This is a genomic window from Galbibacter sp. PAP.153 (genome assembly GCF_037029175.1).
GTDB lineage: Bacteria > Bacteroidota > Bacteroidia > Flavobacteriales > Flavobacteriaceae > Galbibacter > Galbibacter pacificus.
In genome coordinates this window covers 1-13,521 of sequence record NZ_JAZEUN010000021.1, presented here as the reverse complement: position 1 = coordinate 13,521, position 13,521 = coordinate 1, and the positions used below count along the sequence as shown (strand labels likewise).

Below are 13,521 nucleotides of genomic sequence, written 5' to 3'. Positions count from 1 at the left end.
GATGAGAGTTCTTTTAGCCTTTTTTTCAGTATTGTTGTTTTTTGGTTGCAATACCAATGAAGCTACTTCTGATAAAAAAACAGAAAGGAGCACGCTTGCTTTATACCTTCAAAATAAGGCTCCGCTGAAAGAAAACCCTTATCTGGAATTGCCCCTTGGCGCCATAAAACCTAAAGCATGGCTTGAAGACCAGTTGCAACGTATGGCAAACGGAATGACGGGAAACCTGGATTCCATTTATGGAGATGTTGTAGGAAAACGTAACGGTTGGTTGGGGGGCAATGGCGACGGTTGGGAAAGGGGCCCTTATTGGATTGATGGCTTATTGCCATTGGCCTATATTCTTAACGATGAAAAATTAAAGGAAAAAGTACGGCCGTGGGTTGAATGGACGCTTAACAATCAAGCCGAAAATGGGTACTTGGGCCCTGTGCCATTTAAAGAAAAACCTGTATACGAACCAGGTTTGCAACGGGACAATAGAATGGATTGGTGGCCAAAAATGGTGATGCTTAAAATTCTCCAGCAATACTACAACGCCACGGAAGATAAAAGAGTAATTACGGCCTTGACCAAATATTTTAAGTATCAACTGCAAGAATTGCCAAAAAGACCGCTCGATTATCTTTCTTTTTGGGGCAACAGGAGGGGAGGCGACAATCTTCAGGTGGTATATTGGTTGTATAATATTACCGGGGATAAGTTTTTACTGGATTTGGGTAAAATTATTCAGGAACAAACTTTTCCGTGGACGGAAGTTTTTTTGAATGAGGAAAATAATAACGACCCTTCAAACCCTTGGTATTATGGGCAGATGAAACGATACCCGTTTGATACAACCGAAATAGAGAACCTTACCATATCAAAAATAGGAGGTATGCATACCGTTAATCTTGCTCAGGGATTAAAAGAACCAGTGGTGGCCTATCAGGCCGATTTAAATCAAGATCACCTAAAAGCGGTAAAAAAGGCCTTTGCCGATATAAAAAAATATCATGGTCAGCCGCAAGGAATGTATGGTGGGGACGAGCCCTTGCATGGTAATAATCCGGTGCAGGGAATCGAGTTTTGTGCCATTTCAGAAGAAATGTTTTCGTTGGAAACCATGCTGAAGATTACCGGCGATATGGAATTTGCAGACCAATTGGAGCGGATAACATATAATGCTTTGCCCACACAGGCTTCAGACGATTATATGTCGAGGCAGTATTTTCAGGCAGCCAATCAAATTGAGTTAAGCGATAAATTGGGTACTTCGTTTGAATCCAATAACCATCAACATACCGATTTTGTATACGGTACAGCAACCGGATATCCTTGTTGTACGACCAATATGCATCAGTCGTGGCCTAAATTTGTTCAAAATCTGTTTTATGCAACCAAAAACGGCGGGATAGCGGCCTTGCAATATGCGCCCAGCGAAGTTACCATGAAAGTGGCCAATGGCGTCCTGCTTCAAATGGAAGAAAAAACAGGCTATCCGTTCAGGGAAACCGTACATTTTAAAATGAAGCTTTCAAAAGAAGCCTTTTTTCCTTTTCACCTTAGAATACCGGAATGGGCAAAAACGCCTTCTATTCTTATAAATGGCAGGGAAGTTAAATTTTCCGTAGAGAACCAAATAGTAGTTTTGGATAGGAAGTGGAATAACGGCGACGAAATTACCTTAAAACTCCCCATGGAACTTAAAATTTCTACTTGGTACCAGTTTACAAAAACAGTTGAAAGGGGACCATTGGTGTATTCATTAAAAATAGACCATCGCCTTGCGGAAAAAAACAGGGGAGACCACTTTGGAACTTTTACAGAAGTGTATCCCAAGACCGATTGGAACATGGCACTGTTGAATACCGTTATTGAAAACCCTTCGGAAAATATTAAAATAATTGAAAAAAATTGGACGCATGAAGTATATCCTTGGAATATTGAAAATGCGCCTATTCAACTGGAATTAAACGGTGTTCAGGTCGACAACTGGAAAGCGGTTAACGGGGTTGCGGTTATCCCCGGCTTTTGGGGAGCACCTGCGCGGCCAAAAGATAAATTAGCTCCCATTGTTTTAATTCCCTACGGATGTACAACCTTAAGAATTACCGAATTTCCCGTGTATTCCGTAAAAAACTAAAGCCATCATTTTGTTTTTATTGTGTGCATAATGTTTCATTTAACATACAATCTGTGCGCTTTTAACGCATTGTGAATGATTAAAACGAAATAATGAAACAAATGGCATATTCAAAATAATTAAAATTCACTCTCTTTGGTTTCGATGATTTGTCATTTTCAATGGATTTTTATTGAATAATTGAGAATATTCAACAGGAACAAATGGCAAATTATTAAGTTTTTTTGATTGAGGTTAATAAAAATCACAATAAAAAAAATGTAGAATGATGATTGAGAACAAAATTTTTTAACAACTATATTTTAACACTTTATATTATAATGATTAATCAACTAAAACGAAAAAAGAACCACTTTTTAATTGGCGCCGCATTGTTAGGAAGCGCAGCAATGTTTGCACAACAATGGAAGCCCGCCGGAAATAAAATTAAAACAGAATGGGCCAACCAGATTGATACCGAAAACGTATTGAACGAATATCCGCGCCCGATAATGGAACGTAAAGAGTGGAAAAACCTTAACGGTTTGTGGGATTATGCCATTCAAGATGCCGGAAAGGGAGCCCCCAAAAAAGCCGATGGGAAAATTTTAGTCCCTTTTGCCATAGAATCCAGCCTTTCGGGGGTAATGAAAGAAGTGGGCGCATCTAAAGAATTATGGTACGAAACTTCTTTTACGGTGCCAGATAACTGGAACGGTAAAAATATATTGCTTCATTTTGGGGCCGTTGACTGGAAAACAGATATTTGGCTTAACGGTATAAAAATAGGTTCCCATACTGGAGGATATACACCGTTTTCGTTCAACATAACCCCGTTTTTGCAGAGCGGCGACCAAAAATTGAAAATCAAGGTTTGGGACCCAACCAGCGATGGACCGCAACCACGAGGAAAGCAAGTAAAAAAACCAGAAGGTATCTGGTACACGCCTGTTACGGGGATCTGGCAGACGGTATGGATAGAACCCGTTGCCGATAAAAGTATAAAAGAACTAAAGATTACTCCAAATATCGATGAGAGCACGGTGTCCATCAAACCCGTTTTGACTAATGCCACATATGGAGATGTCATCGAGGTTACCGTAAAAGATGGCGATAAAGTGCTGTCTGTTACCAAGGCCAATGCTGCTGAAGCTTTTGATATATATGTTGAAAACCAAAAATTGTGGTCGCCCGAGTCGCCATTTTTGTATAGAATGACCGTTAAGCTGTTAAGCAACGGGGCTGCCACCGATGAAGTGGAAAGCTATTTTGCAATGCGTAAAATTTCCAAAAAAAGAGACGAGAACGGAATCGTGAGGATGCAATTGAACAATAAAGATTATTTCCAGTTTGGACCCTTGGACCAAGGCTGGTGGCCCGATGGCTTGTATACCGCACCAACTGACGAGGCGTTGAAATACGACATTGTAAAGACCAAAGAATTAGGTTTCAACATGATACGTAAGCACGTAAAGGTCGAGCCAGCACGTTGGTATACGCATTGCGACGAGCTTGGTATTTTGGTTTGGCAGGACATGCCAAGCGGTGATGCCGCTCCAATATGGCAAAACAAAAAATATTTTGACGGAACCGAATTGAAGCGAAGCAATAAATCTGAACAGATCTACCGCAAAGAATGGAAAGAAATTATTGATTATCTGTATTCATATCCAAGTATTGTGGTTTGGGTACCTTTTAACGAGGCTTGGGGGCAATTTAAAACGGTTGAAATTACCGAATGGACCCAAAGTTACGATCCGTCAAGGCTTATAAATTCAGCGAGTGGCGGAAACCATTTCCAGACCGGCGATATCTTGGATTTGCACAATTACCCTGATCCAGATATGTACTTGTACGATGCTAACCGCGTAACCGTTTTAGGGGAATATGGCGGGATTGGCCTGCCCCTTGAAGGCCACCTTTGGAAAACAGATAACAATTGGGGGTATGTAAAGTTCAAGAACTCAAACGAGACCACTAAGGAGTATGTTAAATATGCCAACAAATTAAAGGGCTTTGTAAAAACCGGTTTTTCCGCAGCTGTTTATACACAAACCACCGATGTTGAAGGTGAGGTAAACGGATTTATGACCTACGACAGAAAGGTATATAAAATGGACTTTAAAAAGGTACATGATGTAAACCAAGAAGTAATAAACAGCATTAATGAATAATATTATTTTTTCATATAGTTAGTTTAATTGTAATTATTTTCAGCTAGTCAAATCTCATGGATTTTGGCAAAGGCTTTCGGGAAACCGGAAGCCTTTTTTGTTTATAAACAAGGAACTAATTTAAATAACCGGTTTCAGGTGCTGCTCAGTATAAAAAATGAGCTTGTCAAAAAGTCTAGTAAAACGGCTTTTCCATTTTTATCTAGAGATATATTGTATATGTACTTTTAATGAAGGAAGCTTGACATATGCATGTTTTAAATATGAAAGCCTATCGGGTTAACCCTAATTTTTTCCATTCTGCATAGGCAACAATTACCATCTGTTGCTTATGTTTTATCCGTAAGCTGAAAGGATTTTGATACGATTATTATTTCAACGTCGAGGATAAGGTCTGTTTTTATGAAAAAAAAATGCATTTTAGGCAATAGAAAACATAAATATTTATCAAACAGATAACTATTCATTATGTTTCATACCTATGCATAATGTCTTATTCCTATCCATTTTTTAACGTAAAATTAGAATTTGAACAGTTTGTACGAAAGATTGAAACAAAACAAACGGGTGAGTCACATATATATTATGGTATTTTGAAATAATCAAATCAGCAAAAAAAGGAAGATAATTTTTAGTATTTGACAATTTAATCCCTAACTCATTGTCTAATCTATAATCGACCTTTATTTTTTTACAAAATTTTATTAAGGTGTTTTTTACTTTTATTTAAACGATTTTGTTAAAAAAATGTAAAACTGATTTGAATGAAATGCTAACTAAAAACAAAATGTTTCAAAAAAATGAAATTCAATGAAAACAAACTCTAAAAAACTAATTAAACAAATGATCCTGACGCTATTTTGCGGTTTGGTGAGTTTATACTCATACGGGCAGGATCAGGTAACGATTAGCGGTACCGTTACCGGAAAAGATGATGGAGTACCCATTCCTTATGTTACAGTACTCGTTAAAGGAGCAAGTGGAAATGGAGCAACCACCGATTTTGATGGAAACTATACAATAACGGCAAGTCCAGATGCTACATTGGTTTATAGTTCAATCGGGTTTAAATCACATGAAGTTTCAGTTGATGGCCGTACAACCATCAATGTTCAATTGCTGGAAGATGTTGAAGCTTTAGACGAAGTAATTGTTGTTGGGTATTCAACACAAGAAAAAAAGGATTTAACAGCAGCAATATCATCCATAACAAGTAGCGATATTGAAAAGGTACATGCAGGAAGTACCGTAAGTACAGGGTTAGCCGGTAAATTGCCCGGGGTAAGCTTTAGAATGCCCGATGGGCGTCCTGGAGCTTCTGCCAATATCCAAATCCGTAATATGGGAAATCCTTTGTATGTTATTGATGGGGTACAGCAAGATGCGGGACAGTTTAATAACTTGTCGCCCAATGATATCGAAAGTATCTCGGTGTTAAAAGATGGTTCTGCGGCAATTTATGGTTCCCGTGCCGCCAACGGTGTGGTAGTGGTAACTACCAAAAAAGGTAAAAAGGGAAGTAGGAGTACCGTAAATATAGATGCTTATACTGGGTGGCAAAATTGGACACGTTTTCCAGAGGCCGTAAACGATTCTTATGAATGGATGTTAGGGAAGGCCGAGGCAGAGGTGAACGAATTTGGGTCTACATCGATTACTCCCGAAGAACTGGAAAAATATAGGATTGGTGAAGAATATGGATATCAGTCGTTTAACTGGAGGGATTTTATTGTAAAGAAAAACGCCCCAGTTTCAAACATTAATATCAATGCCACCGGCGGGTCCGAAAAAATTAATTACTATTTATCTTTTACAAAATTAAATCAGGAAGCTGTTTTTGGAGATGAATTTACTTTTGATAGAACCAACGTTCAGAGTAACGTAGATGCACAAATTACTGATAATTTAAAGGTAGGGGTTCAAATTAATGGTAGGATTGAAGAACGAAAAAACCCAGGGATTCCTGGTACAGACGACTATTGGTTGCCACGGTTTGCAATTCTTAGAAACAGACCTTTTGAACGCCCGTATGCAAACGATAATCCTGAATATTTAAACGATATTGGTCATAATGAAACCAACTGGGGATTACATAATTTTGAAGTTGGAGGATATAGCCAAACTACTTGGAGAGTACTTCAAAATAACTTCAGTGCTGAATACGATTTCGGGTTTATTCCAGGGTTAAAGGCAAAGGGAATGTATTCATATTATATAGCAGATCAGGTGATGAACGGTCACGAGTATACTTACGAAGCTTATACATACGATCCGGCCAACGACACCTATAGTGTTACAGGTGGAAGTACCAACCCATGGCGGGAACGCAGAACCCATAAAAAAATACAAAACGTATTTCAGGGATCGTTGAGCTATAAAAAAGTAATTAATGATGAACATACCTTGACTGCTATGTTCTTGGTAGAGCGTATCGATATTAATGAGCAAACACAATGGGTGCACTCGGTACCAAAAACCAACGTATTGCCATTAATCTACTTTCCAGACATGGATACCTATGATGATAGTGAATATGAAGAAGCAAGAATTGGTTACGTAGGGAACTTTACATACAATTACAAGGATAAATATTATATCAATTCTTCCATCCGTAGAGATGCATCATGGAAGTTTGCACCCAATAAGCGTGTTGGTATATTTCCTTCTATTTCCGGTGGATGGCGTATTACCGAAGAACCTTTTATGAAGAATTGGTTGGGTGAAGAATCTATTTTAAGCGATTTTAAAATACGTGCTTCTTATGGAGTATTGGGTGATGATGATGTAGGGATTGGCCCTTATGATTATCTTCCAGGATATGAGTACGATCCAAATGATGGTACTCCGGTAATTATAGACGGGGAAGCCATTATACCAAGTAGGGATAAAGGACAACCCATTGATAATATTTCTTGGTTTGAAAGTGAAATCACCGATATTGGTGTAGATTTTGGTTTGTTCGATGGTAAATTAACCGGTTCTTTCGATTATTTTTACAGAGAGCGCAGTGGCTTAAGAGGAAGGAAGTATGATGTATTGGTGCCAAATGAGCTGGGCTATACTTTGCCTGACGAAAATGTAAATAGTGATGCTGTTTACGGTTCGGAATTTATGTTGTCTTATTATGGGAATATTGGTGACTTAAACATTATGGTTTCGGGGAATGTATCGTATACCAAAACGAAATTCTTAGAAAGTTACAAACCACGTTTTGGAAATTCGTATGATGAATATAGAAACTCTTCTGAAGGGAGATACAACAATTTATTTTGGGGATATACACAGATAGGTCAATTTGAATCGCAGGAACAAATTGATAATTATCCAGTAGATATTGACGGTCGTGGAAACATTACAATGAATCCCGGCGATTTAATTTATGAAGATATTAATGGAGATGGCAAAATAGATTGGTATGACGAAACCCCTATTGGGTACAATAATACTCAACCCTTGATAAATTATGGTTTGAGTTTGTCGTTAGCTTATAAAGGATTTGATTTTACAGCCGATTTTTCAGGTGCTTCAGGATATTCTTGGAACCAAAACTGGGAAGGGAGAAAACCCTATCAAAACGAAGGAGCACTTAATGAAATATTTTTGGATAGATGGCACCGCGAAGACCCGTTCGATCCAAATAGCGAATGGATTCCGGGAAAATATCCAGGTCTTCGCTATAACAATGGTAGCCATAGTAATAATTGGAATTCTACTTTCTGGCTACATAACATCACCTCATTTAGAATTAGAACCATGGAGCTAGGATATTCCATGCCACAAGTAGTACTGGATAAGTTAAAGTTGCAGAAATTAAGGTTGTATGTAAATGCGTATAACTATTTCTCATTCGATAACTTAAAAGAATTTGGAATCGATCCGGAGGTTGTAGATGATAACGGTTTACAATATCCGCAGAACAAAGTATTGAATGTTGGTGTTAATATTTCTATCTAAACGTAAAAAACAACAATGATGAAAAAGTATATATATATAGCAACAATCACAGCTTTATTATGTGTTGGCTGTGCCAATGATGAAGACTTTCTTAATAGAGAGCCTACCGATATTTTAACTGAAGAGCAAGTTTTTTCAGACCCAGAAGTAACACTTTCTGTTATTGCAGATTTATACGACCGTTATTACGATTTTGCCTGGATTCAAGATTGGTCCACCATGTCTCGGTTTAACATCGCCTTCTGGTCTGAAGCCGGTCGATATGGTTCTTTCCAGAATAGCGATTATGGATATGGAGACTGGGGCACATGGGATTATGGATACATTCGGGATATTAATTTATTTATTGAAAGATGCGAACCCGCTACCGAATTAAGCGATGCAGACAAACAACGTTTCTTGGCCGAAGCACGCTTTTTAAGGGCCTCTTATTATTTTGAGCTGGTAAAGCGTATGGGAGGGGTTCCATTGGTTTTAGAAGCAGAAGAATATGATTTTAGTGGAGATCCGTCCTATTTACAACATCCAAGAGAAACAGAAGCAGCAATTTACGACTTTGTAATTAGTGAGGCAGAGGCCGTAAAAGAGTTGTTGCCAACAGATATAGACACCAAGTCAAGGGCTACTAAAGGAGCCGCTCTGGCTATGGAAGCTAGGGCTGCACTCTACGCGGGATCTATTGCTAAATATGGTGCCGGCACCCCACAAGTTTCCTTGCCCGGCGGCGAGGTAGGCATTCCTGCTTCCAAGGCTAATGGGTATTACCAAACGGCACTGACCGCAGCACAGGAAATCATTAATGGAGAAGCGGGCGGATACGAATTGTATCAGAAAAAACCCGATTTAGCAGATAACTTTGCCAGTATTTTTTATGACAAAATAGGAAACAACGAAGCTATTTTTGTTGAAGATTACAAATTACAAAGTGGTAAAGTACATGGGTTTACCATATCAAACCAGCCACGATTTGGTGCAGAAGAAGAAGAAGGCGGGCGTACCAACCCATCACTCAACTTTGTACAATCTTTTGAAACCTTAGATGGGCAATACGAGCCTATTCCTGTGGAAGACGCATCCGGAAACCCTGTTTATTATGATAATATCGGCGATATTTTTGAAGGAAGGGATGCACGTTTGGCAGGAACGGTAATCTTACCGGGATCCTCGTTCAAAGGACGCCAAGTAGATATTTGGGCAGGTTACCAAATGCCGGATGGATCTGTAATCTCTGGCGATTCCAGAGGACAGCAAAAAGAAGTGGGAGACATGGGTACCGTACAGGTTGTTGGTTTTGACGGTCCTATTGACGGATTAGAATTTACAGCGCAAACCGGGTTTTATATACGTAAGTTTCAAGACCCCAAGGCAGCTTCTGGACAAAGAGGTGTGCAAAGCGATTTGTGGCAAATGCGTTATCGATATGCCGAGGTATTGCTGAATGCTGCCGAAGCTGCCTTTGAGCTGGGCCAGGCCGATGTTGCCGCAGGGTATTTAAACCAAATACGTAGTCGTGCGGGAATAACTACTTCGCTTTCGGCGGGAGATGTAACCTTCGATCGGATCGTTCACGAACGTTATATAGAACTTGCTTTTGAGGGGCATTTCCTTTTCGATATAAAGCGTTGGAGAATAGCACATCAAGTGCTTGACGGGGTTCCTATTGAAGCGTCTGAAGTGACAGGTAACATTGGAGACCCTCTAAAGCGTAAGACTCAACCTTATGGTTTGTGGCCTTACAAAATATACGACCCAGGCAGTGCAAACAACGGCAAGTATATCTATAAAATTGTAAAGCCTGCTAGGGTTACAGGAGCCGATCGTTTTAGGCTGGGGAACTATTATTCTAAAATAGGGGACGATGTAATCAATAATAACCCTAAGATTATTAGAAACCCTAATCAATAATTAAATCAAAACAGAAATCATGAAAGCAAGATATTTAATAATATTAATAGGAGCCTTTATCATTCTAGCTTCGTGTAATGATATAGATAATTTCGACGAGCCCGGTACCTTTTTAACAGGAAACGTTGTCTATAACCAAGATCCTGTACCCGTTGGAAATAATGAAGTTGAATTTCAATTATGGCAACCGGGTTTTGGAACGCTTACTCCGCTTGGGGTTAGAATTGCACAAGATGGTTCGTTTAGTGCCCGCTTATATAACGGGGATTATAAACTAGTGTTTGTTGACGGACAAGGCCCTTTTAGAACCAATATCGTAAATGAACAACAACAAGATACCATTTTTATAGGTTTAGACGGAGATAAAGAAATTAGCATTGAAGTTACTCCATATTACTTAATACAAAATGCTTCTTTTAATAAAACAGGAAATAGCATTGAAGGAACATGTAGCCTTGAAAAAATAATTACCGATGCAGATGCAAAGAATATCGAGCGTGTAACGTTGTACGTAAACGAAACACAATTTGTATCAGATAACGGTGATTATAACGATGCCAGAATAGATGGAGATTTTACCAATCCAAATGCTGTGAGCATGACTGTTGAAATACCCGAAATGTTAGCATCTAAAGAGTATCTCTATACAAGGATAGGTGTTAAAATAGCTGGAGTAGAAGACATGATATACTCGCAGGTTGAAAAAATAGATTTATAATTTATTATTGATTAGTACTAAATAAATGATTCTTTAAATCTTTTATTTATGGTTAGCTTCGAGTGCTTACACTATGAATGTAAGCACTCGTTTTTATAATTTTTAAAACACACAGGAACAAATGCTTAAAAAAAACCTTTTAGTAATTGCTTTATTGTCTTTGGTCTGTTGTACAACAAAGAAAAAAAACAACGAAACTGTACAACAGCCCGTTAAAAGTATTGAAGATCAACGACAGGCACCGGCTTATCCATTGGTAGCGCACGATCCATATTTCAGTATTTGGTCGTTTACAGACCAAATCAACCAATCTCCCACCAAACACTGGACAGGCACCAATCAATCCCTTATCGGTATGGTAAAAGTAGACGGCGAAACATACCGTGTACTGGGAGACGATGCCCCCAGCTATAAAACAATTATCCCAACAGGAACAGAAAATGCATACAGTGCCAAGATAACCGAAGAAAATCCCGGCGAGAACTGGCAAAAAAACAATTTTAACGATACTTCGTGGAAATCGGCACCCGCTCCTTATGGAGATGGGGACATGGCCAATACAAAATGGACGAGCGACCAAATCTGGTACCGAAGAACCTTTAGCTTAAAGTCTACAGACCTTGGCGAAATCTTCCTTAAACTCCGCCATGACGACGATGTAGAGGTATACATCAACGGGATCGAAGTATACACCTGCAAATGCTGGAACGATGGCTATGAATATTATACCATTCCGCAAGAAGCAATTAAAAGTTTAAAGGCAACAGACAATGTCCTGGCGGTTCATGTAAAAAACAATGTGGGCGGGCAAGCGCTCGATGCCGGTATTGTAGAAAAAATAAAGGATGAGGTAGAAGCCAAGGTGGCCATACAGAAATCATTGAACCTTTCGGCTACGCAAACTTCATATGTGTTGGAGTGCGGGGGCGTGGACGTAAACTTAACCTTTATCTCGCCACTTTTAATGGACAATCTGGACGTGTTTTCGCGCCCGGTGTCCTACATTTCCCTCAAAACCAAGTCAAACGACGGAAATAAACATAAGGTACAGGTGTATTTTGGAGCTTCGTCTACCTTGGCGGCCAACGAACCTAGCCAGTTAATGCAGGCATCAACAGGAAACACTTCAGAAGTTACCTATGTTAAAACTGGAACCGTACAACAGCCAGTCTTGGAGAAAAAGGGAGATAATCTCCGCATAGATTGGGGGTATTTATATGTGGCTGCGCCAAAATCGGCAAACGTTACACAAAACGTAAGCTCGGTAACCCATGCAAAAATAGATTTTATGCAGGGCAAAAAAAGCGATTTTGTAAAAGAAGGTAAAGAATTGATGCTTAGTACGGTATTTCCCGAAGAAACCGTGAAGGATAGCAAAGACCATGTGGTGCTATTGGGTTACGATGATGAATATTCTATTGAATACTTTCACGATAAACTACGCCCTTGGTGGAATAAGGATGGAAAAAACAGTATTGATAACGAGTTGGACAAGGCTGCTACTTCTTATAAAGAAATTATGGCCAAATGCAACGCCTTCGATAAAAACCTGCACGAACAGGCAGTGGCCTCTGGAGGGGAAGACTATGCCAAATTGTGCGAAATAGGGTACAGGCAAAGTATTGCGGCCCACAAACTAGTAGAAAGCCCTAAAGGAGAAATATTGTTCCTTTCAAAAGAAAACTTTAGCAACGGCTGTATCAATACGGTAGATGTAACCTACCCATCTGCGCCATTGTATCTTACATATAATCCAGATTTGTTAAAGGGAATGTTGACAGGGATATTTTATTATTCTGAAAGTGGCAAATATAACAAGCCTTTTGCCGCACACGATATAGGTACATACCCCAAGGCAAACGGACACGTATACGGAGAGCCAATGCCAGTTGAAGAATCTGGGAACATGATTATCTTAACAGCTGCCATAGCAAAAGCCGAAGGCAATGCAGATTATGCCAAAAAACATTGGGAGACGCTTACCATTTGGGCAAACTATTTGGCCGATAAAGGTTTCGATCCGGGCAATCAATTATGTACCGATGACTTCGCTGGGCACTTGGCAAGGAATGCAAACCTATCTGTTAAGGCAATTGTAGCTATTGGAAGCTATGGTTACCTGGCAAAACAGTTAGGCAAGGATGATATTGCCAAGAAATATACCGATATGGCAAAAAGCATGGCCAAAAAATGGATGGAACTTGCAGATGCCGGCAATCACTATGCACTTACGTTTAACGATATGAACACTTGGAGCCAAAAATACAACCTTGTGTGGGATAAAGTGATGCAGTTCGACCTGTTTCCTAAGGAAGTATATAAAAAAGAAATCGATTTTTATTTAACCAAACAGAATAAGTATGGTCTTCCACTGGATAGTAGGGCAGATTATACCAAATCTGATTGGATTTTATGGACAGCCACCCTAAGCAGCGATAAAAATACATTTGAAGAGCTGGCCAACCCCGTGTATACCTATGCGGCCGAAACAAAAGACCGCGTTCCCATGAGCGACTGGTACTTTACAAGCAACGGAAACCAAAGGGGCTTCCAGGCAAGGAGCGTTGTAGGGGGTTACTTTATTAAACTTTTAGACGATAAATGGAATAACTGATTATTTAGTTTGTTAGATTGATAGTGGAAAGGGTTTGCCGTTGTGGCAAACC

Annotated in this window: 6 protein-coding genes; all 6 read left to right on the top strand. The window is 39.4% G+C overall.

Annotated features, from left to right (window positions below):
• Position 1: 1 nt before the first annotated feature.
• Positions 2–2,125: a beta-L-arabinofuranosidase domain-containing protein gene (locus UXI14_RS13665; protein ID WP_335966616.1), complete on the top strand. Its 2,124-nt coding sequence runs from the start codon at positions 2–4 to the stop codon at positions 2,123–2,125.
• Positions 2,126–2,445: 320 nt separating this feature from the next.
• The gene (locus tag UXI14_RS13660) at positions 2,446–4,278 is read left to right on the top strand and encodes a sugar-binding domain-containing protein (RefSeq protein WP_335966615.1); all 1,833 of its coding nucleotides are present in this window, start codon (positions 2,446–2,448) and stop codon (positions 4,276–4,278) included.
• An 810-nt stretch (positions 4,279–5,088) separates the two neighbouring features.
• Positions 5,089–8,232, top strand: coding sequence for a TonB-dependent receptor (locus tag UXI14_RS13655; RefSeq protein WP_335966614.1), 3,144 nt, complete (start codon positions 5,089–5,091; stop codon positions 8,230–8,232).
• 18 nt (positions 8,233–8,250) lie between these two features.
• Positions 8,251–10,137 (top strand): RagB/SusD family nutrient uptake outer membrane protein, encoded by a 1,887-nt coding sequence (locus UXI14_RS13650; RefSeq protein ID WP_335966613.1) that lies wholly within the window; start codon positions 8,251–8,253, stop codon positions 10,135–10,137.
• A gap of 19 nt (positions 10,138–10,156) precedes the next feature.
• Positions 10,157–10,855 carry a DUF3823 domain-containing protein gene (locus tag UXI14_RS13645; protein ID WP_335966612.1) on the top strand — a complete coding sequence of 233 codons (699 nt, stop codon included), beginning with the start codon at positions 10,157–10,159 and terminating at the stop codon, positions 10,853–10,855.
• A 121-nt stretch (positions 10,856–10,976) separates the two neighbouring features.
• Complete coding sequence (locus UXI14_RS13640; protein WP_335966611.1) at positions 10,977–13,469, top strand: DUF4965 domain-containing protein; 2,493 nt, start codon at positions 10,977–10,979, stop codon at positions 13,467–13,469.
• The last annotated feature ends 52 nt before the right edge of the window (positions 13,470–13,521 follow it).

Coding starts and splice junctions, on each gene's coding strand:
- UXI14_RS13640 (WP_335966611.1), top strand. CDS start 10,977: ATGCTTAAAAAAAACCTTTTAGTAATTGCTTTATTGTCTTTGGTCTGT.
- UXI14_RS13655 (WP_335966614.1), top strand. CDS start 5,089: ATGAAAACAAACTCTAAAAAACTAATTAAACAAATGATCCTGACGCTA.
- UXI14_RS13650 (WP_335966613.1), top strand. CDS start 8,251: ATGAAAAAGTATATATATATAGCAACAATCACAGCTTTATTATGTGTT.
- UXI14_RS13665 (WP_335966616.1), top strand. CDS start 2: ATGAGAGTTCTTTTAGCCTTTTTTTCAGTATTGTTGTTTTTTGGTTGC.
- UXI14_RS13660 (WP_335966615.1), top strand. CDS start 2,446: ATGATTAATCAACTAAAACGAAAAAAGAACCACTTTTTAATTGGCGCC.
- UXI14_RS13645 (WP_335966612.1), top strand. CDS start 10,157: ATGAAAGCAAGATATTTAATAATATTAATAGGAGCCTTTATCATTCTA.